General features: G+C 39.4%; 21 protein-coding genes, 1 other RNA gene and 1 other annotated feature. Of the genes, 19 read left to right on the top strand and 3 right to left on the bottom strand.

The features are described 5' to 3' along the window. Window positions 1-98: 98 nt before the first annotated feature. The 6 genes from ruvA to yajC all read left to right on the top strand — a co-directional run bounded on the left by ruvA (window position 99) and on the right by yajC (window position 4476). Entirely contained in the window at window positions 99-710 is a 612-nt protein-coding gene (ruvA, locus tag AC4NPH_RS12415) for a Holliday junction branch migration protein RuvA (RefSeq protein WP_013059321.1), read from the top strand. A 16-nt stretch (window positions 711-726) separates the two neighbouring features. Next, window positions 727-1728, top strand: coding sequence for a Holliday junction branch migration DNA helicase RuvB (gene ruvB / locus AC4NPH_RS12420; RefSeq protein ID WP_013059320.1), 1002 nt, complete (start codon window positions 727-729; stop codon window positions 1726-1728). Beyond that, window positions 1725-1925 carry a DUF2905 domain-containing protein gene (locus tag AC4NPH_RS12425; RefSeq protein ID WP_013059319.1) on the top strand — a complete coding sequence of 67 codons (201 nt, stop codon included), beginning with the start codon at window positions 1725-1727 and terminating at the stop codon, window positions 1923-1925. The genes ruvB and AC4NPH_RS12425 overlap by 4 nt, the downstream gene beginning before the upstream one ends. Before the next feature lie 23 nt (window positions 1926-1948). Continuing rightward, complete coding sequence (gene queA / locus AC4NPH_RS12430) at window positions 1949-2977, top strand: tRNA preQ1(34) S-adenosylmethionine ribosyltransferase-isomerase QueA (RefSeq protein ID WP_013059318.1); 1029 nt, start codon at window positions 1949-1951, stop codon at window positions 2975-2977. 23 nt (window positions 2978-3000) lie between these two features. Then, a complete protein-coding gene (tgt, locus tag AC4NPH_RS12435) occupies window positions 3001-4140 on the top strand; it encodes a tRNA guanosine(34) transglycosylase Tgt (protein ID WP_013059317.1) in 1140 nt (379 codons plus the stop codon). A 72-nt stretch (window positions 4141-4212) separates the two neighbouring features. Then, window positions 4213-4476, top strand: coding sequence for a preprotein translocase subunit YajC (gene yajC, locus AC4NPH_RS12440; protein ID WP_013059316.1), 264 nt, complete (start codon window positions 4213-4215; stop codon window positions 4474-4476). 35 nt (window positions 4477-4511) lie between these two features. On the opposite strand, the gene AC4NPH_RS12445 is transcribed toward yajC, so the two are convergent. Beyond that, window positions 4512-4895, bottom strand: coding sequence for a TIGR04086 family membrane protein (locus AC4NPH_RS12445; RefSeq protein WP_013059315.1), 384 nt, complete (start codon window positions 4893-4895; stop codon window positions 4512-4514). A 146-nt stretch (window positions 4896-5041) separates the two neighbouring features. On the opposite strand from AC4NPH_RS12445, the gene AC4NPH_RS12450 reads away from it, so the two are divergent. Next, a complete protein-coding gene (locus AC4NPH_RS12450) occupies window positions 5042-5695 on the top strand; it encodes a DUF421 domain-containing protein (protein ID WP_029320123.1) in 654 nt (217 codons plus the stop codon). A gap of 20 nt (window positions 5696-5715) precedes the next feature. Here AC4NPH_RS12450 and spoVB read toward each other — a convergent pair whose 3' ends face one another. Beyond that, the gene (gene spoVB, locus AC4NPH_RS12455) at window positions 5716-7266 is read right to left on the bottom strand and encodes a stage V sporulation protein B (RefSeq protein ID WP_029320125.1); all 1551 of its coding nucleotides are present in this window, start codon (window positions 7264-7266) and stop codon (window positions 5716-5718) included. A 123-nt stretch (window positions 7267-7389) separates the two neighbouring features. On the opposite strand from spoVB, the gene AC4NPH_RS12460 reads away from it, so the two are divergent. From AC4NPH_RS12460 to dtd, 6 genes are all read left to right on the top strand, one after another. Continuing rightward, the gene (locus AC4NPH_RS12460) at window positions 7390-7683 is read left to right on the top strand and encodes a post-transcriptional regulator (RefSeq protein ID WP_013059312.1); all 294 of its coding nucleotides are present in this window, start codon (window positions 7390-7392) and stop codon (window positions 7681-7683) included. Between the two features lie 137 nt (window positions 7684-7820). Next, entirely contained in the window at window positions 7821-10058 is a 2238-nt protein-coding gene (secDF, locus tag AC4NPH_RS12465) for a protein translocase subunit SecDF (RefSeq protein ID WP_013059311.1), read from the top strand. 140 nt (window positions 10059-10198) lie between these two features. Next, the gene (gene recJ / locus AC4NPH_RS12470) at window positions 10199-12541 is read left to right on the top strand and encodes a single-stranded-DNA-specific exonuclease RecJ (RefSeq protein ID WP_063672719.1); all 2343 of its coding nucleotides are present in this window, start codon (window positions 10199-10201) and stop codon (window positions 12539-12541) included. 15 nt (window positions 12542-12556) lie between these two features. After that, the gene (locus AC4NPH_RS12475; RefSeq protein ID WP_013059309.1) at window positions 12557-13069 is read left to right on the top strand and encodes an adenine phosphoribosyltransferase; all 513 of its coding nucleotides are present in this window, start codon (window positions 12557-12559) and stop codon (window positions 13067-13069) included. A gap of 185 nt (window positions 13070-13254) precedes the next feature. Then, window positions 13255-15453 carry a RelA/SpoT family protein gene (locus AC4NPH_RS12480; RefSeq protein ID WP_013059308.1) on the top strand — a complete coding sequence of 733 codons (2199 nt, stop codon included), beginning with the start codon at window positions 13255-13257 and terminating at the stop codon, window positions 15451-15453. Window positions 15454-15468: 15 nt separating this feature from the next. Beyond that, entirely contained in the window at window positions 15469-15930 is a 462-nt protein-coding gene (gene dtd, locus AC4NPH_RS12485; RefSeq protein WP_013059307.1) for a D-aminoacyl-tRNA deacylase, read from the top strand. Here dtd and AC4NPH_RS12490 read toward each other — a convergent pair. Next, window positions 15921-16805 (bottom strand): N-acetylmuramoyl-L-alanine amidase family protein, encoded by an 885-nt coding sequence (locus AC4NPH_RS12490; RefSeq protein WP_255293845.1) that lies wholly within the window; start codon window positions 16803-16805, stop codon window positions 15921-15923. The genes dtd and AC4NPH_RS12490 overlap by 10 nt on opposite strands. 166 nt (window positions 16806-16971) lie before the next feature. Between AC4NPH_RS12490 and AC4NPH_RS12495 the strand changes: the two genes are divergently transcribed. From AC4NPH_RS12495 to AC4NPH_RS12520, 6 genes are all read left to right on the top strand, one after another. Further along, window positions 16972-17148, top strand: coding sequence for a hypothetical protein (locus AC4NPH_RS12495; RefSeq protein ID WP_013059305.1), 177 nt, complete (start codon window positions 16972-16974; stop codon window positions 17146-17148). A gap of 87 nt (window positions 17149-17235) precedes the next feature. Continuing rightward, window positions 17236-17468: a binding site (T-box leader), on the top strand. 68 nt (window positions 17469-17536) lie between these two features. Further along, entirely contained in the window at window positions 17537-18805 is a 1269-nt protein-coding gene (gene hisS, locus AC4NPH_RS12500) for a histidine--tRNA ligase (protein WP_013059304.1), read from the top strand. Window positions 18806-18817: 12 nt separating this feature from the next. Further along, complete coding sequence (aspS, locus tag AC4NPH_RS12505) at window positions 18818-20596, top strand: aspartate--tRNA ligase (RefSeq protein ID WP_013059303.1); 1779 nt, start codon at window positions 18818-18820, stop codon at window positions 20594-20596. Between the two features lie 118 nt (window positions 20597-20714). After that, window positions 20715-20896, top strand: a non-coding RNA gene (gene ssrS, locus AC4NPH_RS12510) — 6S RNA. A 162-nt stretch (window positions 20897-21058) separates the two neighbouring features. Next, window positions 21059-21823: a tRNA threonylcarbamoyladenosine dehydratase gene (locus tag AC4NPH_RS12515; RefSeq protein ID WP_013059302.1), complete on the top strand. Its 765-nt coding sequence runs from the start codon at window positions 21059-21061 to the stop codon at window positions 21821-21823. A gap of 422 nt (window positions 21824-22245) precedes the next feature. Then, window positions 22246-23130, top strand: a complete 885-nt coding sequence (locus AC4NPH_RS12520) for a phosphate ABC transporter substrate-binding protein PstS family protein (RefSeq protein WP_013059301.1) — start codon at window positions 22246-22248, stop codon at window positions 23128-23130. Window positions 23131-23223: the final 93 nt, after the last annotated feature.

Here is a 23223-nt window from a genome sequence, read left to right on the forward strand (position 1 = left end):
GCAGCTTTAAAGGAAAATAGAGAACGATGCGGGCAGGATTCTTCGTAGGCAAAGTTGAAGATCACTGCCCGCGCGTACGTGATTAAGGAGAGAGCTTATTGTTTGATTATATTAAAGGCACCGTTACATATATAAATCCTGAGTATGTAGTAATCGAAAACAACGGGATAGGCTATCAAGTCTTTACGCCGAATCCATATGTATTTTCAATTGATGAACAACCCAAGACGGTTTACACCTATCAATATGTAAGAGAAGACGTAATTGCACTTTACGGGTTTGCTTCCCGAGAACAAAAGGATTTATTTATGAAGTTAATTAGCGTGTCAGGAATCGGCCCAAAAGGCGGTTTAGCTATTTTAGCGTCAGGTAATCCAGCGCAGGTTGTCCAAGCTGTGGAAGAGGAAGACGAGAAGTTTTTAGTTAAGTTTCCAGGAGTAGGTAAAAAAACAGCTCGACAGATGATTCTAGATTTAAAAGGAAAACTGCATGATATTGTACCAGATGCCGTTCCTTCTTTATTTGCAGATTTGGACGCACAAGAAGTCAAATCTCAAAGTTCAGAAGCACTCGATGAAGCGATTGAAGCACTGAAAGTATTAGGTTATGCAGAAAGAGAAATCAAAAAAATTGTTCCGGCTTTAATGAAGGAAACGATGACAACGGATCAGTATATTAAAGAAGCGTTAAAACGATTATTGAAACAATAAGTAAGGGAGGAGTAAAATGGACGATCGTATTGTAACGGGAGATGTTCTTGGTGAAGAAGAAATCATCGAGCAAAGTTTGCGGCCGCAAACCTTACAGCAGTACATTGGTCAGCATAAAGTAAAATCCCATCTTGACATTTTTATTAAAGCTGCCAAAATGCGAAGCGAAACGTTAGATCACGTGCTTTTATATGGTCCTCCAGGATTGGGGAAAACAACTCTTGCTACTATTATCGCTAATGAAATGGGCGTACAAATCCGAACGACCTCAGGACCAGCTATTGAGCGTCCAGGAGACTTAGCCGCAGTTTTAACTAGCTTAGAGCCTGGAGATGTGCTTTTTATTGATGAAATTCATCGATTAAATCGTTCGGTTGAAGAAGTACTATACCCAGCAATGGAAGATTTCTGTTTAGATATTGTTATTGGAAAAGGACCGAGTGCACGTTCCGTCCGTCTGGATTTGCCTCCGTTTACGCTAGTAGGTGCAACGACAAGAGCAGGGCTTTTATCTTCTCCTTTGCGTGATCGCTTCGGCGTTTTAAGCCGTTTAGAATATTACCAAGAAGAAGATCTTGCTTCGATAGTAGAAAGGACAGCCGCTATTTTAGATGTAGAGATTGATGAGAAAGCTACGTTTGAGATGGCTAGGCGTGCTAGGGGAACCCCGCGTATTGCGAATCGCTTGCTTCGAAGAGTCAGAGATTTTGCTCAGGTCAAAGGAGACGGAGCCATAACCGAAAGGCTTGCCAACGAAGCATTAGAAATGTTGCAGGTGGACCGTTTAGGTCTTGATCATATTGACCATAAATTATTAAGAGGGATTATCGAAAAATTTAGGGGCGGACCTGTAGGGTTAGACACCATATCGGCTACTATTGGTGAAGAGTCTCACACAATTGAAGACGTATACGAGCCGTATCTATTGCAAATCGGCTTTTTGCAGCGAACGCCGCGAGGACGAATTGTGACGCCTTTGGTTTATGATCATTTTCAGCTGGAGGTGCCTGATCAGTGAATGATATGCCTAAGATGCTTATCACATTAGGGGGCATTTTAGTCGTCATTGGGCTATTATGGCAGTTTGTTGGCAAGCTTCCTGGCGATATTTTTATCAAAAAAGGAAATACAACCTTTTATTTCCCGATTGTGACATGTATTCTAGTAAGCGTTGTGTTATCACTTATTTTTTATGTAATTGGCAAATTTAAATAATTAAGTAGAAACAGGTGAACATTTTGAAAGTAGATTTATTTGATTTTCATTTACCAGAAGAATTGATTGCCCAAACGCCGCTTGAGCAGCGAGATGCGTCAAGACTCATGGTATTAAACAAGGAAACAGGAAGTGTGAAGCATCATATGTTTCATGACCTTCTTGATTATGTGCAAGAAGGAGATTGTTTAGTGTTAAACGACACGCGTGTTCTTCCTGCACGATTATTTGGGACAAAAGAAGATACAGGTGCTAATATTGAAGTATTGCTTTTAAAACAAACACAAGGCGATACGTGGGAGACGCTTGTAAAACCGGCTAAGCGAGTAAAAGAAGGCACGGTTATTTCGTTTGGTGACGGACGTCTGACAGCTGTATGTAAAGAAACGAGCGACCAAGGCGGACGTTTGTTAGAATTTAACTATGAAGGCATCTTTTATGAGGTGTTGGAACAACTGGGAGAAATGCCGCTGCCGCCTTATATTAAAGAACGCTTGGATGATCAAGAGCGCTACCAAACGGTTTTTGCTCGCGAACAAGGTTCTGCAGCAGCGCCAACAGCAGGTCTTCACTTTACAGAAGAGATGCTTGAACAGTTAAAAGAAAAAGGTGTGCATATTGCATTTTTAACGCTTCATGTCGGATTGGGTACATTCCGTCCAGTCAGCGTTGACGACTTAGAAGAGCACGATATGCACTCAGAGTTTTATCAAGTGAGTGAAGGAACCGCTGCTTTACTAAACAGCGTACGCGAAAAAGGCGGTCGCATTATTTCAGTAGGCACAACTTCTACCCGTACCCTTGAAACGATTGCAACTGAGCATAACGGCAAATTTGTTGCTTCTTCAGGCTGGACCAATATTTTTATCTTTCCAGGGTATGAATTTAAAGCAATTGATGGAATGATTACAAATTTCCACCTTCCAAAATCTACGCTCATTATGCTTGTAAGTGCCTTAGCAGGAAGGGAAAACGTCATTTCTGCCTATGAACAAGCTGTAGCAGAGAAGTATCGCTTTTTCAGCTTCGGCGACGCGATGCTAATTTTGTAATTTAACATGAAAGGAATACATCAATGACAGCAATTCGTTACGAACATATAAAAACTTGTAAACAAACAGGAGCGCGTTTAGGGATTGTCCATACGCCTCACGGCTCATTTGAAACGCCTATTTTTATGCCAGTAGGCACATTAGCTACAGTAAAAACAATGTCTCCGGAAGATTTAAAAGCAATGGGAGCAGGCATTATTTTAAGTAATACGTATCATTTATGGCTTCGTCCGGGTCATGAAATTGTTAAAAAAGCGGGAGGCCTTCATAAATTTATGAACTGGGATCGTCCCATCTTAACGGATTCAGGCGGCTTCCAAGTTTTTAGCTTAAGTGATTTGCGCCGTATTGAAGAAGAAGGAGTTCATTTCCGCAACCATTTGAATGGAGACAAGCTTTTCTTATCTCCAGAAAAAGCGATGGACATTCAAAATGCGCTTGGGTCTGATATTATGATGGCATTTGATGAATGTCCACCTTATCCAGCAGAATATGACTACTTAAAACGTTCAGTTGAACGCACAAGCCGCTGGGCAGAGCGATGCCTTGAGGCTCACAGCCGCCCTCAAGACCAAGGTCTTTTTGGGATTGTTCAAGGCGGAGAGTTTGAAGATTTACGCCGTCAAAGTGCAGCTGATTTAGTTTCAATGGACTTCCCAGGTTATGCTGTGGGAGGCCTGTCAGTTGGAGAACCAAAAGATGTAATGAATCGTGTGCTTGAGTTTACGACGCCATACTTACCAACCGACAAACCACGTTATTTAATGGGAGTAGGATCACCTGACTCGTTAATTGATGGAGCGATTCGCGGGATCGATATGTTTGATTGCGTATTACCAACGCGTATTGCACGTAACGGAACGCTTATGACAAGCGAAGGTCGTCTTGTTGTTAAAAATGCAAAATATGCAGAAGACTTCGGTCCGATTGATCCAAACTGTGACTGCTATACATGTCAAAATTATTCAAGAGCGTATATTCGCCACTTAATTCGTTGCAATGAAACGTTTGGAATTCGTTTAACATCTTACCATAACTTATATTTTCTGCTAAACTTAATGGAGCAAGTCCGTGAAGCCATTCGCGAAGACCGACTTGGCGATTTCCGCGATGAGTTCTTTGAAAAATATGGGTTTAACGGCCCGGACGCAAAGAATTTCTAGGTCACTACAGGAATTTTCATCAAATTTATGAATGAGTACCTGTTGATAATATAAATAAAAGGAGGAGTTTTCATGGGTGTTTTACAAAATATTTGGCCATTACTTTTAATGTTTGTCATTTTCTATTTCTTGTTAATCCGTCCACAGCAAAAACGTCAAAAAAACGTACAGCAAATGCAATCAGCACTTAAAAAAGGTGATAAGGTTGTTACAATTGGCGGTATGCACGGTTTGGTAGACGCAATTGATGAGTCACAAGTTGTGGTTCGCAGCACTGACGGTTCAAAATTAACGTTTGATCGCAATGCTATTCGTGAAGTAAGAAGCGTAGATTAATAAAAAAACGTCACGTACATGTACGTGACGTTTTTTTATGCTTCTCGTGAACCGGCAATGTTTACGCCAACAATTCCCCCGAGAATAGCGACTCCAATAAATCCAGCGTGAAATAACAGCTGCTGTGCAGAAAACAGGTGACTATAGCCGAGGAATTGTAGTAAAAACATTAAAAAAGAATAAGAAACACCAGTGGCTCCTCCAACAAGAAGTCCCTTTGAGCCGTTTCGTCCTCCCGCGATAAATCCTCCGATAAACAGTGTGATAAATGAGAGAATAAGTAAAAATAAACGGACCGACTGTTCTTCAACCGATGTAAATTTTAAAATAAGCGAAAAGATAATGCTAATTGCTAAACCCATCACCAAGACTGTTGCCACTCCTGCAAATACAGCGTTGCTCATTCGTTTTGCACCCAACTTGTTTCCCCCTCATGAAATAAAAAGATAGGTGAACCCTTAGTACGAGCATATTCGAGAGACCTTCAAAATAGACGCGTAAAAGTAAGGCTATTTTAAAATAAATGGTACAAACTACAAGGGAATACATAAAGGAGGTCTTTGCGGTGGAGTTGTTGATCATGGTTGCGCGAACCGTTCTTTTATATGTAGTAGTTTTAATTATTTTTCGCGTTATGGGTAAAAGGGAAATAGGGGAGCTGAGCATATTGGATTTAGTGGTCTTTATTATGATTGCTGAAATGGCAGTAATGGCTATTGAAAATCCAAAAGATCCTTTGCTGCATTCAATTCTTCCGATGTTAACGCTTCTTATTATTCAAATTGGCTTAGCTATATGGTCTCTTAAAAGCAATCGAATGCGAAATTTTATTGATGGAAAGCCTAGCATTATTATTGAAAATGGAAAAATAAACGAACATGAAATGAAAAGGCAGCGATATAACTTCAATGATTTGCTCGTGCAGCTGCGAGATAAAAATATAAAAAATGTAGCTGATGTTGAATTTGCTATTTTAGAATCTTCAGGAAGGCTATCCGTGTTTGAAAAAGATCAGCAATCAGGTGAAAAAGGCAATTTGAATTTGCCTTTTATCATTGACGGCATTATTCAAGAAGAGCATCTGCTGCATGAACATAAAACGACGGAATGGTTAAGGACAGAGCTGGCAAAGCTAGGGTATTCAAACTTAGATAAGATTTCATATTGTAGCTACGACAAAGGAAAATTTTTTATAGATTTGGTAGATGTGAAACAATAAAACGCGGATTGCTCCGCGTTTTATTTTCGTTTAAAATAGCGTAAAACAGAAAAACGGTTTAATTCTTCTCTTGTTATCAGTCTAAAAAGCAGCAAAAACAGTACGTATACAAAACTTGTAAGTGCAATCGATAAAACGGTTCGTAAGCTCAAAGGGATGGAAGTGAAAAGGTTCATATAAGCGAAGTGTCCGGTAAAACCTGATATTCCCATTACAGAAAAACTGCGAAGATACTCAAACACATGAAGCTTATACGTAATTTGTTTCATGACGGTAGACAGGTGTAAAAGAGTGACAAGCATCATTCCCACAACAATCGCAAGGCCAGCTCCCATAATGCCTAAATTGGGCTGAGTTGCGAGTAAGAAGATAAGAGATGTTTTGACCGCTGCTCCTATAAAACTGTTAATCATGGCGGCTTTTGCAAGGTCTAGCGCCTGCAGAACAGCTTGAAGCGGCCCTTGAAAGTAATAAAAGATAAAAAAAGGCGCCATTACTTTGACAAAAATAGCAGCTTTGTCAGAACCATACATCAATTCCATTACCGGATTAGCAAATACATAAAGAACAACAACGGCCAGTCCGCCTGTTACAAACGACAAGCGGAGAGCTTGATGAAGCCGATATTCGATTTGTTTCATTTGATTCTGTGCAAGAGATTCACTGATTGCGGGAACCAAAGAAGTGGATAGAGACACCGTTACAAAAGAAGGCAGCATCAGGAGAGGGAGTGCAAAGCCTGTTAATTCTCCATACTGCTTCGTTGCTACAGCTGTCGCTACTCCTGCAATTGCTAAACTTTGAGCTACTACAATCGGTTCTAAAAACCAAGAAATTGACCCAATCATGCGGCTTCCTGTCGTGGGAAGAGCGATTCGCATTAAATCAAAGAACGTGTCTTTGCCCGCATGTAAAGAAGCAAAAAATTTTCGTCTTACCGTTATTTTCTTCTTTCGCTTGAACATAAACACCATATAAAACAGTGAAGCTAGTTCTCCAAATACGGAAGATAGCATAGCGCCAGCCGCAGCGTACTCAATTCCATAAGGCAAAAATGCTTTTGTACATACGGCAATTAACGTAATGCGCACGACTTGTTCGATAATTTGAGAATAAGCGGCAGGCTTCATTTGCTGCTTTCCTTGAAAATATCCGCGGATGACAGACGAGACGGCGATGATTGGAATAACTGGAATAATCGCAAGCAGCGGATAGATCGTACGTGAATCTGTAAAGAAGGTTTTTGCTACAACGGGAGCGAATAATATTAGTCCGAGCGTAAATAAAATGCTCAGCGTACACGTAATACTTAAAGAGACGACAAGTATTTTTTTTATTTTATGCCTGTCACCTAAAGCTTCTGCTTCTGCCACTAACTTGGATATGGCAACCGGTAGCCCAAGCTGTGTTAAGGTGATTACTAATACCAGCGTGGGGACCGCCATCATATAAAGTCCCACACCTTCGTCTCCAATCATTCGAGCCACCACAATTCGATTGACAAACCCGAGTACACGTGTAATTAAGCCAGCAATTATTAAAATAATAGTTCCCTGTAAAAATTTAGACATATACTCACTCTTTCTTGAGGTTTATACAGTGAATATATGCGCCCCCGGTGTCCAAGCATGACAAGTATTCCTCATACGAGAAAGAAATTTTACGCAAAATGTCAAACGGAAAGGAGGATCGATATGACACATCCATTTATTTCAGCTTCGAAAGAACTTATACAGCCTGTCTTATCTAGCAAAATGGAAGAATTTCATATGCTTGGATATGAAGAAGTAACGGAGAACGATTTATTGAGTTATTTAGAAATGAAAAAATGGAAAAAAGAAAGGGAGCTATCTCTCCATCAAGTTGTAAATGATATTTTATCTGTTAAGATCACGCAGGTGATGAGTTATGTAACAATTGAATCTTATAAATCTGATATGTTCTCAAGTGTTAATAATGGAGAAGACTGGAAAGAATTATTAAAGTAGAGCTTGTAAAATACATGTATTAAAATTTGATAAGGTCTTTATTTGACAGACATTAGGTTATGAATGATAATTAGATTGGTCATTTATCTATTGTTATCATTTCATGTTTTTTACATAAGAAGGAGGATTTTCTGTCGATGGTTAAAAGAGGACGTATCGTTGCCTTTTTCCTCTTAGTACTGCTTGTGTTTAGTACAATCGGAACAACGATGACTGGAATTACAAAAGATATTAAACTTGGCCTCGACCTTCAAGGTGGATTTGAAATTTTATATAAAGTCAGTCCAGCTAAAAAAGGCGATGTCATTGACAAAAAGGCACTTAACAGCACGGTTGAAGCGCTCCGTCAACGTGTCGATGTACTGGGAGTTAGTGAGCCCAGCATTCAAATTGAAGGAAACGACCGCATCCGCGTTCAGCTAGCTGGTGTCACGAATCAAAAGCAAGCCAGGGATCTGTTATCAACTCAAGCAAACTTAACGTTCCGTGACGTGAACGATAAGGTGCTGATGGATGGTACAGACTTAGCGCAAGGCGGAGCAAAGCAATCGTTTGACCAAAGCAATCAGCCTAGCGTCTCACTAAAGTTAAAAAATGCGAAAAAATTTGAAAAGATCACGCGAGAGCTTTCTCAAAAACCAGCACCTAACAATTTAATTGTCATTTGGCTGGATTATGAAGAAGGAAAAGACTCGTACCAAAAAGAAGCGACAAAACAAAATCCGAAGTATCTATCTGCAGCCTCTGTTAGCAGCGTGTTAACACAGCCAGATGTTGAGATTTCAGGTGGCAACTTCACAGTGAAAAGTGCAACGCAGCTGGCGGAATTGCTAAATGCCGGGTCGCTGCCGGTTAAATTAGATGAGTTATACTCTACATCCGTTGGAGCACAGTTTGGAGAAGAAGCTCTTCATACGACTATATTAGCGGGTATTATCGGCATCGGAATTATCTTCCTTTACATGCTGTTTTTCTATCGTTTACCGGGGCTTATTGCCGTTATTACACTCAGTTTTTATATCTACTTAAACTTAGTGGTATTTGACTGGATGCACGTGGTTATGACGCTTCCAGGTATTGCGGCTCTTATTCTCGGTGTAGGTATGGCAGTAGATGCGAATATCATTACCTACGAGCGGATTAAAGATGAACTGAAAACAGGAAGGTCTGTTATATCGGCTTACCGGGCAGGGAATCGTCGTTCACTTGCGACCATTTTTGATGCCAATATTACAACGATGTTAGCGGCTCTTGTATTATTCTTTTATGGTCAAAGTTCAGTAAAAGGATTTGCCACAACGTTAATGATCGGGATTGTGCTAAGCTTTGTAACTGCTGTTTATGGTACTCGTTTACTAATGAGTCTTTTAGTAAACAGCCGCTGGTTTGATAAAAAACCAGGCTACTTTGGCGTGAAGAAAGAGCAAATTCACGATTTAAGCAAAGATGACGGCACAACCGTTTTACCTACAGCGTGGGATAAAATTGACTTTGTTAAATACCGTAAAGCATTTTTCACGTTCTCAAGCGTGCTTGTGATTATCGGTATTATCTCGGTTGCTGTGTTCAGGCTGAACCTCGGTATTGACTTTACGAGCGGAACTCGCATAGAGATTCCGGCAAATCATACCGTTACGCAGGCTGAGATACAGCGCGAAATGAAGTCTCTCGATATCAAAACAGATGACGTAGTTATTACAGGGAAAAGTAATGATACGGGTGTCGTACGTGTAGTTGGGGTCTTGAATAAAAAAGAAATTGCCAATTTAAAAGATCACTTTAAAGATAAATACGGTTCTGAACCAAATGTAAGCACCGTTTCACCGACAGTAGGAAAAGAACTGGCGAAAAATGCAATGATGGCGATTGTAATTGCTTCAATCGGAATTATCATTTATGTAACGATTCGATTTGAATTTTACATGGCGCTTGCAGCCGTGCTTGCCCTGTTGCATGATGCGTTCTTTATCGTTACGGTCTTTAGTTTAACGAAGTTAGAGGTTGATTTAACGTTTATTGCTGCTGTCTTGACGATTGTTGGTTACTCAATTAACGATACGATCGTTACGTTTGACCGCATTCGTGAAAATATGCAGAAATTTAAATCCAAATCGTTTGACGATTTGGCGTTTATCGTAAATCTAAGTTTGCGTGAAACGTTTACTCGTTCAATGAACACCGTGTTAACAGTTGTAATTGCAGTTGTAGCACTTCTTCTATTCGGAAGTGAATCGATTCAAAACTTCTCAATTGCCCTGTTAGTAGGCTTAATCCTTGGTGCATATTCATCTGTGTTTATTGCTGCTCAGCTATGGCTTGTGTGGAAAGGAAAACAGTTGAAGCGTGAGGAACAAAAAGAAGTAGAAAGCAAGTAATTCAAAAACGTGCGAAGTGTTCGCACGTTTTTTTGTGCGTTAAAATTCAAGCCGTACTGTCAGAAAAATGTGCTTATTTTCTTTCGTTGCTCCATTTCATCCACTCTAGTATAATAATGTGGGTTAAGGGGTGAAGAGACATGTTACAGTCAAAAAAACGTTGGAATGTTCAAGAATGTGATGAACAACTTGTTAATGAATTTGTAGAAAACCTCAATATTACACCTCTAGTAGCTTCGTTATTACTTAATAGAGGCATGACAACAGTAGAAGCGGCACGTGAGTTTTTACACGTTGATGCACAAACGTTCCACGATCCGTTTTTATTGCACGATATGGACAAAGCAGTAGCTCGCATTCAGCAAGCAATTGATCATAATGAAAAAATTATGATCTATGGAGATTACGATGCTGACGGCGTCAGCAGCACCTCTGTTATGTTATCTGCTTTACAGCAGCTTGGCGCTGATGTTGATTTTTATATTCCTAATCGCTTTACAGAAGGTTATGGGCCGAATAAGGCGGCATTTGATAAAATAAGCGCAGGCGGCTATCAGCTGGTGATTACGGTAGACACAGGTATTTCGGCAGTCGAAGAAACTGCGTATGTACGTGAATTAAACTTTGATTTAATTATTACTGATCACCACGAGCCGGGGCCGGTTTTACCGGATGCTTATGCAATTATTCATCCAAAGCTGCCGGGAAGTACATATCCATTTAAAGAACTGGCAGGTGTAGGAGTGGCTTTTAAACTCGCTCATGCGCTGTTAGGGGAGCTTCCGGAACATTTGTTAGAACTAGCAGTAATTGGGACGATTGCTGACTTAGTTCCTTTAGTCGACGAAAACCGCTTAATTGCTCGCAAAGGTCTTGATTATCTCAAGCTCACGAAGCGCACCGGAATTGAAGCGCTGCTGAGCGTATGTGGAGTAAAACGTGAAGAAATTAATGAGGATACAATTGGATTTGCGATGGCTCCTCGCATTAATGCAGTAGGACGTCTTCAAGATGCCGATCCAGCTGTTCATTTACTTATGACGACAAATGCTGAAGAGGCAAAAGGTTTAGCTAAAGAAATTGATGCGTTAAACAAGGAAAGGCAGCAAATCGTAAACGATATTACAGAAGAAGCCGTTGAATTTGTTGAGAGTATGTATCCTCCGGATGAAAACAGCGTTCTTATTGTAGAGGGAGAAGGATGGAATGCAGGCGTTGTTGGAATTGTCGCTTCTAGGCTCGTAGAAAAATTCTATAGACCAACAATTGTACTAAGTATTGACTCTGAAAACCGTATTGCCAAAGGTTCAGCAAGAAGTATCGAAGGTTTTGACTTATTCGCGAACTTATCTAAGTGCCGTGACATTTTGCCGCATTTTGGAGGGCATCCAATGGCAGCCGGCATGACATTAAACAGCGATGATGTAGAAGAGCTGCGCAGACGTCTTAATGAACAAGCAAGCAACGTGTTAACCGAACAGGATTTTATTCCAATTACATCAGTTGATACAGTATGCACAACAGAGGAAATTACGCTGGAAAACATTGAACAAATGAGTGCGCTTGCTCCATTTGGTATGCATAACCCGAAGCCAAAAGTTCTCATTAAAGATGTTCATACAACATCTATGCGGAAAATTGGTGCTAATAAAAATCATTTAAAACTCGTATTTGAAGACAGCGGTGTATCGGTTGATGCAGTAGGATTTGGGTTAGGCTATATATTAGATGAAGTATCTCCTATAGCTAAAGTATCATTAGTAGGTGAACTATCTATTAATGAGTGGAATAATATGCGCAAGCCGCAGCTGATGGTGGAAGATATTTCTGTAGATGAATGGCAGATGTTTGATTATCGCAGTGCAGTTGATGTCAAACGTTTCTTTCAGCAGGTATTTACGGATCAAATGAAAGTTGTTGCTTTTCATGCTTCAACAATTGATAAATATAAGTCGCTGCTGCCGATGGAGCATGTTGTTCTTATTCAAGATGAAGAACAGGCAAAAGCATGTATGTTTGCAGGGGAACAGATCGTTTTATTAGATTTGCCTCCTTCACGGAAATGGCTTGAATGTTTGTTTGTCCAAGGTATCCCTTCTAGAATATACGCTATTTTCTTAACGGAAGAAGACCATTATTTTGATACAATCCCAACTCGCGATCATTTTAAATGGTTTTACGGCTTTTTAGCGAAAAAGGGTCCATTTGATTTAAAACGCTACAAAGAAGATTTAGCGATTCATAAGGGCTGGTCAAAAGAAACGATTGATTTTATGGCAAAGGTGTTTTTTGAGTTAGAATTTGTTACAATAAACAATGGCTTAATTTCGTTAGTGAAAAATTCTGCGAAACGTGATTTAATAGAATCTGCGACTTATCGCCAAAAGCAGCAGCAGATTGAAATAGAAAAAAACTTTATTTATACGTCATATGTACAGCTTAAAAATCAATTTCAAGATATTTTTAAGCGTTCGATTGAATGAGGAGGCAACATTAGAATGAATTTTAAAGATTATATTACAATTGTACCTGACTGGCCAAAACCAGGTATTACATTTAAAGATATCTCAACATTAATGGACAATGGTGATGCATACCGTGCCGCAACGGATGAGATTGTAAAATATGCGAATGATAAACAAGTTGATATTATTGTAGGGCCAGAAGCTCGCGGATTTATCGTTGGTTGTCCAGTAGCATATGCGTTAGGTATCGGTTTTGCACCTGTTCGTAAAGAAGGAAAATTACCGCGTGAAGTAATCAAAGTAGATTACGGTTTAGAATACGGTAAAGACGTATTAACGATTCACAAAGATGCAATTAAGCCAGGTCAGCGCGTGTTGATTACAGATGATTTATTAGCAACAGGCGGTACAATTGAAGCGACAATTAAGCTTGTCGAAGAATTAGGTGGAATTGTTGTTGGAGCTGCGTTCTTAATTGAACTTTCTTACCTTGACGGCCGTGACAAACTAGACGGTTACGATGTATTCACATTAATGACGTATTAAGAAGAACGATCACATAAAAAAGAGTACCTGATACAGGTGCTCTTTTTTCGTTAAAAAACGTTAATACGTAAAATGGAAATGATGTAAATTTGATAAATTAAACGCAAAGGCTTTACATCCTTGGATTTTTTCAAGATAATAGTTACAATATGAATTAAAAATGCTAGTTGATAAAAGGTGATTTCATGGCAAATGAGCAAGTCCTAACAGCGGAACAGGTCATTGACAATACGAAGCGATATTTAAATGAAGAAGACGTGGCTTTTGTACAAAAAGCATATGATTTTGCAAAAGAAGCTCACAAAGAACAATATCGCAAGTCGGGTGAACCATATATTATCCACCCGATTCAAGTCGCAGGAATTTTAGTTGATCTAGATATGGATCCAGCAACAATTGCAGCTGGATTTCTACATGATGTGGTTGAAGATACAGAGATAACACTAAAAGATTTAGAAAAAGCTTTTAATGAAGAAGTAGCAATGTTAGTAGACGGCGTAACGAAACTGGGAAAAATTAAATATAAGTCTAAAGAAGAGCAGCAGGCTGAAAATCACCGCAAGATGTTTGTAGCAATGGCTCAAGATATTCGAGTCATACTGATCAAACTTGCGGATCGTCTTCATAATATGCGTACGCTAAAGCATTTACCGCAGGAAAAACAGCGACGCATTTCAAATGAAACGCTTGAAATTTTTGCTCCTCTTGCTCATCGTCTTGGTATTTCAAAAATTAAGTGGGAGCTTGAAGATACAGCTTTACGTTACTTAAATCCTCAGCAATATTATCGCATTGTAAATTTGATGAAGAAAAAGCGTGCGGAACGCGAGCAGTATTTGGCTGAAGTTATTGATGAAGTTCGAGAGCAAGTAGATGAAGTGTCGATTAAAGTTGAAATTTCAGGACGTCCAAAACATATTTATTCCATCTATCGTAAAATGGCACTGCAAAACAAGCAGTTTAATGAAATTTACGATTTACTAGCTGTGCGCATTATTGTAAATAGCATTAAAGACTGCTATGCGGTGTTAGGAATTATTCACACGTGCTGGAAGCCAATGCCAGGACGTTTCAAAGATTATATTGCAATGCCAAAACAAAATATGTACCAGTCTCTTCATACGACGGTTATCGGACCAAAAGGTGATCCGTTAGAAGTTCAAATTCGAACGTTTGACATGCACCAAATTGCTGAGTATGGAATTGCTGCTCACTGGGCTTACAAAGAGGGAAAAACAGCTGAGCATGCTTCATTTGAAGAAAAGTTGACGTGGTTTAGAGAAATTTTAGAATTTCAAAATGACGCAAACGATGCAGAAGAGTTTATGGAATCTCTAAAAGTTGATTTGTTTTCTGACATGGTTTACATTTTTACGCCAAAAGGCGACGTCATTGAGCTTCCTTCGGGTTCTGTTCCAATTGATTTTTCCTATCGTATTCATTCTGAAATCGGAAATAAAACCATTGGAGCAAAAGTCAACGGCAAGATGGTTACGCTTGATTACCGTTTGAAAACGGGGGACATTATCGAAATTTTGACGTCTAAGCATTCGTATGGTCCAAGCAAGGACTGGTTAAAGCTTGCTCAAACGTCTCAAGCCAAAAATAAAATTCGCCAATTCTTTAAAAAGCAAAGCCGCGATGAAAATATTGAAAAAGGCAAAGAGCTGGTTGAAAAAGAAATTCGTCAAATGGAGTTTGACTTAAAAGAAGTATTAACAGCTGATAATATCAAACGAGTAGCGGAGAAGTTTAATTTCTCAAACGAAGATGATATGTATGCAGCTATTGGGTATAACGGATTAACTGCGGCTCAAGTAGCTAATCGTTTAACCGAGAAGTGGAGAAAGCAGCGCGATCAAGAACAAGAGATCCAAATTGATGATATTGCACGCGATACTGCGGCTAAGCGTGTTCGCCAGCATAAACGAAAAGATTCCGGGGTTATCGTACCGGGTGTAGAGAACATGCTGATTCGCTTGTCTAAATGCTGTAATCCAGTTCCTGGAGATGAGATTGTTGGTTTTATTACAAAGGGGCGAGGAGTATCTGTTCATAGAGCAGATTGTTTAAACGTTCACACAGATGATGCTGAAAGCCGCCTTATTCCTGTAGAGTGGGAAACACATATTAAAGAAGGCAAAGAGTTTAACGTGGAAATTGAAATTTCCGGATACGACCGCAGAGGCTTACTAAATGAAGTTCTGCAGGTTGTAAACGAGACTAAAACGAATATTTCAGCCGTTTCAGGAAAATCGGACCGAAACAAAATGGCTACGATTCATATGTCAATTTCTATTCATAACATCAGTCACCTTCATAAAGTGGTTGAGCGCATTAAGCAGCTTCGAGACATTTATTCAGTTCGCCGAATTATGCATTAAGAAAGGTCGTTATAGATGAGAGTAGTCGTACAAAGAGCAAAGAATGCAAAAGTAACTGTTGCAGGTGAGACGGTCGGTGAGATTAAGCACGGATATATGCTTTTAGTGGGCATTACCCATGACGATACTGAAGCTGATGCAGAGTATGTAGCGGATAAAATTGTGAATTTGCGAGTATTTGATGATGAGTCTGGCAAAATGAATTTGTCGCTTCTAGATGTAGAAGGAGAAATTTTATCGGTATCTCAATTTACGCTGTACGGAGATTGCCGAAAAGGCAGAAGACCAAACTTTATGGGAGCTGCTAGGCCAGATCATGCTGTAACGCTTTACAACTATTTTAATAAAGTATTATCAGAAAAAAATGTTCGAGTAGAAACCGGCGCATTTGGTGAAATGATGGACGTATCATTTACAAATGACGGACCGGTCACGCTTATTGTAGAAAGCAAAGAAAAAACGCAGGCTCACAGATGAGTCTGCGTTTTTTCTTTGCTTTGAAAGTAGTGATTTAATCCTTCAGCGATAGCGGACGTAATCATTTGCTGATAACTGATGGAATTAATATACGTTTCTTCCCGTTCGTTGCTTAAAAAGCCCAGTTCAATTAATGTACTCGGACGTGTATTTTCGCGAAGAACATAATAGTTTCCAAAACGTTCTCCTTTGTCTTTCAATTTTGCATGATTAATAAGGGACTGATGAATAGAATGTGTGAGTGGACTGTCCTGATGCTGATGGTAATAATACGTCATAAGGCCAGTTAGCTGTGAGCTGTTCGTACTGTTGTAGTGAATGCTTATAAAAGCATCTGCTTTAGTCGATTGCAGCGTGCGCTGTGAAAGTAGAAGGTACTCATCATGGGTGCGGGTTAAAATGACGTGTGCGCCTTCTTTTTGAAGTTTGTTTTGTAAAATAAGTGCTGTTCGGAGAGTGAGGTCTTTTTCATATGTGCCCTGTGTGCCGATGGCTCCTTTGTCTTTTCCTCCATGGCCTGCATCAATAATAATTGTTTTGCCCTTTAGGTGCCGCAAGCTTTTACTCAGCGTATAAACAGGCTCACGCTGCGCTACCTGCATGCTAGGCTGAACGCTGCGAAGCGCTACGGTTTTCGTGAATTTTTTAAATACCCATCCTTGAATATCCGGGCTTTCTACATAATACCAATCTCCTTGACGGTCTGAAACGGATAGTCTTGTATTCTTCGTCAATTTATTTGTAATTGAAAATGAACGTCCTGGACCGCTCCGTACATGAAGAGAGTCAGCTGTTACAATAATGGGTTGATGGACCGGTACATTTGGGCGCTCAAATGAGGAAGAGCACAGTAATAAAAGGATACTTGCAGCCAAAACAGATACAGACTTCATGTTTAGATGGCGAATAGATAGACCTCCTTTTTATAACAAAATAGAGTATTCGATGAAAATAAAAAAAATCCTTTCTCTTATGTAAAAACATCTTTTTTGGGCAATGCTAATAAAAGGATAAGTAAGTGTAGGCAGGGAGGAAGAAACGATGAAGTTTAGTGAAAAAGGTGAACAATCATTTCAGCAGGTAAATCCGGTATTTGGCATTCATTTTCATGATTTTATTGACAGAGAAAGTGAAGCTTCATCCCTTGAATTGGCTTCTGAATTTGGTTTAACGCTTCGAGATATTCAGAAACTAAGAAAACAATTAGACCGCTCTTAACATGAAAGGTGCTTGACAACTGCTCATTTCATTCGTAATATAGAAAGCAATTGCTAAATTAAAATGAATGTATAACATTTTTATATTGATAAGCCAAAGATCGAGAAAAGTAGTAAAGATGACACATGGCTAGAGAGGAAATGTCTTAGGCTGAAAGCATTTCTACATGATGACTTTATGAAAGAACACTCAGGAGGCTTCACTCTGAAAAGGGAAACTTAGTAGGAGATGAACGTGTTCGTGCGTTAACGAAATGAGTGGAAACATGTCATATGTTTCAATTAGGGTGGTACCACGTGAGATTAACTCTCGTCCCTACTATGGAAAAATAGTAGAGGCGAGAGTTTTTTTGTATTGTAAATTTTAAAAATAGGAGGCATATCACGTTATGTCAGTTCAAATACCTAGAGGCACACAAGATATTTTACCGGGCAAAGTAGAATATTGGCAGTTTGTTGAACAGCGAGCAAGAGAAATCTGCCGTGCGTTCAACTACCAAGAAATTCGTACACCAATGTTTGAACACACTGAATTATTTTTGCGCGGAGTGGGAGAAACAACAGATATCGTGCAAAAAGAAATGTACACATTTAAAGATCGAGGTGACCGCAGCTTAACGCTTCGTCCAGAAGGAACAGCTGCAGTTGGACGATCATTTGTTTCAAATAAGATGTTTGGAAATCCAACGCAGCCAACAAAGCTGTTTTATATTGGTCCTATGTTTCGCTATGAACGACCTCAAGCGGGACGTTTCCGTCAATTCGTTCAGTTTGGCGTAGAAGCATTAGGGGTAAATGATCCAGCTATTGATGCTGAAGTTCTTGCCCTGTTAATGAGCTTTTACCAATCGCTTGGATTGAAAAAATTAAAGTTGGTTGTTAACAGTTTAGGAGATACAGAAAGTCGTCAGGCTCACCGTCAAGCGCTTATTGACCACTTTGCACCTCGCATTGGAGAGTTTTGCAGCGACTGCCAAAGCAGATTGGAGAAAAATCCTCTTCGTATTTTAGACTGTAAAAAAGATCGTGACCATGAGCTGATGGCTACAGCGCCGTCTATTCTTGATTATTTAAACGACTATTCAAAAGAATATTTTGAAAAAGTACAGCAGTACTTAACTGATTTAGACATTGACTATGTTGTAGATCCGACGCTAGTACGCGGGTTAGATTATTATAATCACACAGCATTTGAACTAATGAGTGAAGCAGAAGGATTTGGCGCCATTACAACTCTTTGTGGCGGAGGCCGTTATAATGGGCTGATTCAAGAAATCGGCGGACCTGAAACACCGGGTATCGGATTCGCTTTAAGTATCGAACGCTTATTATCTGCATTGGAAGCAGAAGGAATTGAGCTTCCGGTAGAAACAGGCGTAGATTGCTATGTAGTAACCATGGGCGATGAAGCAAAAGAAAAATCCGTTTCAATTGTAAATACGCTTCGACGCGCAGGCTTTGTAGCCGATAAAGATTATCAAGATAAAAAAATGAAAGCTCAGTTCAAAGCAGCTGATCGTGTACAAGCAAAATTTGTTGTTGTTCTAGGTGACGATGAGCTAGCAAAACAAGTTGTAAACGTAAAGAATATGGAATCTGGCGAACAGCAAGAAGTATCAATTGATCAATTGGTCAGCTATTTGCAACAACAAGTATAAGGGGGAACCATGATGACAAAACGTTCATACTACTGTGGAGATGTAACAGAACAAGCAACTGGCGAAACAGTTCTATTAAAAGGATGGGTTCAAAAACGCCGTGATTTAGGGGGATTAATCTTTATTGATTTACGCGACCGCGGCGGAGTTGTACAGGTTGTATTTAATCCTGAAAAATCTGCTGAAGCGCTAAAAATTGCTGAAGATGTACGTAATGAATTCGTACTGGAAGTGCAAGGAACTGTTGTGGCTCGTGAAGAGGGAACCGTTAACCCGAACTTAAAAACAGGTAAAATTGAAGTTCACGCTGAGCAGATTACGGTATTAAACAAAGCCAAAACACCTCCTTTTGCTATTGCGGATCAAACGGAAGTATCAGAAGATGTTCGATTAAAATATCGTTATTTAGACCTTCGACGTTCTGAGATGTTTAACACGCTTAAAATGCGCAATGACATTACAAAAACAATTCGTGACTTCTTAGATCAAAATGACTTTTTAGATGTTGAAACACCTATTCTAACGAAAAGTACGCCAGAAGGCGCGCGTGATTATCTTGTGCCAAGCCGTGTGCACGAAGGGGAGTTTTATGCTCTTCCTCAATCGCCGCAAATCTTTAAGCAGCTGCTAATGGTAAGCGGAGTTGAGCGTTATTATCAAATTGCTCGCTGCTTCCGCGATGAAGACTTGCGTGCAGATCGTCAGCCTGAATTTACTCAAATCGATATTGAGACATCATTTTTATCTCAAGAGGACATCATGACAATGACGGAAGAAATGATGTCTAAAGTAATGAAGCGTGTAAAAGATTTAGATGTAACGACGCCTTTCCCGCGCATGTCATATGATGAAGCGATGAGTCGCTACGGTTCAGATAAGCCGGATACACGTTTTGAAATGGAGCTAGTCAACTTATCAGAGCTTGTGAAAGACTGCGGGTTCAAAGTATTTAGCGCAGCAGTTGAAAACGGCGGAGAAGTAAAAGCAATTAACGTAAAAGGTGCCGCTTCTAGCTATTCACGTAAAGATATCGATGCTCTAACAGAGTTCGTGAAAATTTACGGTGCTAAAGGGTTAGCATGGCTGAAAGTTGAAGCTGACGGCTTAAAAGGACCGATTGCAAAATTCTTCAATGAAGATGAGCAAAAGCAATTTGCTGAAGCTCTTCAAACGGAAGAAGGAGATTTACTTTTATTTGTAGCTGATAAAAAGTCAGTTGTAGCAGATGCACTTGGCGCTCTTCGTCTAAAGCTTGCAAAAGAACAAGGAATTATTGATGAAACGAAATTTAACTTCCTATGGGTAACAGATTGGCCTCTTCTTGAGCATGACGAAGAAGACAACCGTTACTACGCGGCTCATCATCCATTCACAATGCCAGTTCGTGAAGATTTACCAATGTTAGAAAGCGATCCTGGACAAGTCCGTGCACAAGCATATGACTTAGTATTGAATGGTTACGAACTTGGCGGAGGATCTTTACGTATTTACGAGCGTGATATTCAAGAAAAAATGTTTAAAACGCTTGGATTTACATTAGAAGAAGCATATGAGCAGTTCGGTTTCTTACTTGAAGCATTTGAATACGGTACTCCTCCTCACGGCGGAATTGCGTTAGGTCTTGACCGTTTGGTTATGCTTCTAGCAGGACGCACAAACTTGCGTGATACAATTGCCTTCCCTAAAACAGCAAGTGCAAGCTGTCTATTAACAAACGCACCTGGTGAAGTAAGTGAAGCGCAATTAGACGAGCTGCATTTGCAGGTAAAAAAGCAAAAAACAGAAGCGTAATCGATTGAACCGTCCGTTAAATCGAGCCTGTCACTGGAACGTGACAGGCTCGATTTTTTTGTTTTACTTATTAATTGCAAAGTGATTTTTTCTGTGATAAGATACTTTCAAGAACTAAATAGTCCTGATGTGTTCGTCCTTAATCCAGTTTTGACCGAACAATTTTTTGCTTGGGAGCTCGGAGTTTTTAACGAGCGTACATGCCTCATCTCGAGGACTTACAATGGTTAAAGCAGAGCACCCACCTGCCGAGAGCGGGTTCAAAACGAAGGCACTCGAGACGGCACGATCGGGACTAGCATACATATAAGAAATCCTCTATGTAATTATTTGCATAGAGTTTTTTTATGGATAAATAACGAATGCTCATGTTCGTTTTGCTAAAAATATGGTATAGTCAATTTCGTTGTTTATTTGAATTAATCATACACGTTGGTGTATTTAATAGAGGAGTGTTTTAACATGTTGCATCAGTTTTCGCGTAATGAGCTGGCGATAGGAAAAGAAGGGCTAGCTACTTTAAAAGGCAGCACAGTTGCTATTTTAGGGATAGGGGGAGTAGGGTCATTTTCTGCTGAGGCTTTGGCTAGGTCAGGAGTAGGGCGTTTAATTCTTGTAGATAAAGACGATGTTGATATTACCAATGTAAATCGTCAAATTCACGCGCTGCTTTCTACGGTAGGTCAGCCCAAGACAGAATTAATGAAAAAGCGTATTTTAGATATTAACCCAGACTGTGACGTCGTTTCTCTTCAAATGTTTTATACGGAAGAAACATATGAAGAGTTCTTTAGTTACAAACCGGACTTCGTAGTGGATGCATCCGATACGATTTCGTATAAAATTCATTTAATGAAAGAATGTTTAAAACGTGATATTCCAATTATTTCAAGTATGGGTGCTGCGAATAAAATGGATCCAACACGTTTTAAAATTGCAGACATTTCAAAGACACATACAGATCCAATTGCAAAAGTAGTTCGTACTCGTCTGCGTAAAGAAGGAATTCGCAAAGGAATTAACGTCGTTTTTTCTGATGAACGTCCAATCGTTATTCGCGAAGAAGTTCGCAAAGAAGTAGGAAACGATCAAGCGCAAATTCGCAAAGCGAAAATGCCTCCATCTTCTAATGCTTTTGTTCCATCTGTAGCAGGATTAATTATGGGCGGTCATGTTATCAATGAATTATTAAGTGATATTAAGATTCGCCGCGTAGGTGATGAATAAAAAGAAGGCTATCGCAGCCTTCTTTTTTTTATGGAAATATCTGTTCTATTTATGCTTTGAATGGAATCTTCTGTTTGATATGTATAAAAAGTACTAATAAATTGAAAAATATGGCTTGATGGTGAATTTACACTGTATTAAAAAAAGAGATTTATGTAAATTTATTTAACGCTTTATTTACATAAAATTTACGTTTTCGCTTTCTTTCTTTTGTTTCTTCTACAGCAATATTCAGAAAGTCTTATATATCAAGGGTTTTGATAGAAATAAGAAAAAATAAACCCCAAATAAGTAAGTTTACAGTAACTTAAAATTCACTTCATATAAAGACAACAATCTACTCGTATAATGTGTCTTGTACCTGTTGTTCGAGTACAAAGGACTAGTACTAATTACACATATATTTATTGGAGGGTAATGTAATGAAAACAAAGGGTTTTAAAGTAACATTAGCAGCTTTTTTAATGGTAGGAGCACTAGCAGCATGTGGTAAAGACGGAGCAAGCAACGACAGTGGTTCGGGCAGCAAAGAAGAAGTGTCAGGTACGTTAACAGCGGCGGGATCTACAGCTTTACAACCACTTGCAGAAGAAGCAGCGAATGGAATTACTGAAAAATATCCAAACCTTTCAGTAACGGTACAAGGTGGAGGTAGTGGAACTGGTGTTAACCAAGTAGCATCAGGAGCAGTTGACATTGGAAACTCTGACGTTCCAGCAGCCGATAAAATTGAAGATAAATCAAAAGCAGATAAACTTGTAGATACGAAAGTAGCGGGCATCGGGTTCGCACTTGTTGTAAATAAAGATGTAAAAGTAGAATCGTTAACAAAAGAGCAAATTCAAAAGATTTTCTCTGGCGAAATTAAAAACTGGAAAGAAGTTGGCGGAAACGACGAAAAAATTAACGTAATCAACCGTCCAGCATCATCTGGCACACGTGCTACATTCGAGAAAACATTAATGGGTGACGCAAAAGTAAATGACAGCGTTGGTACAGCTCAAGATTCAAACGGAGCGGTTGAGCAATCAGTAAACTCAACGCCAGGAGCAGTAAGTTACCTTGCTATGTCGTATTTAATTGGCGATAAAAAAGAAAGTTTAAAAATGCTTAATATTGACGGTGTAGAGCCAACAACAGAAAACATTGTTTCTAAAAAATATCCGTTTTGGTCTTATGAGTACATGATTACAAACGGTGAGCCAAAAGATGGTGCAAAAGAGTATATTGACTACGTAGCTGGTAAAGACTTTGCTAAGCAAGTAGAAGATATGGGATATATCCCAATGACTGAGTTCAAAAAATAAGAGTGTTTTTAAAAAGAATAGGGCTGACTAACACAGTCAGTCTTATTCTATTTGAATGTTAATAAAGTATATAGCGAATAAAAAGAAAAGCGA

This window comes from Priestia sp. MDV22-iso46 (assembly GCF_058629175.1).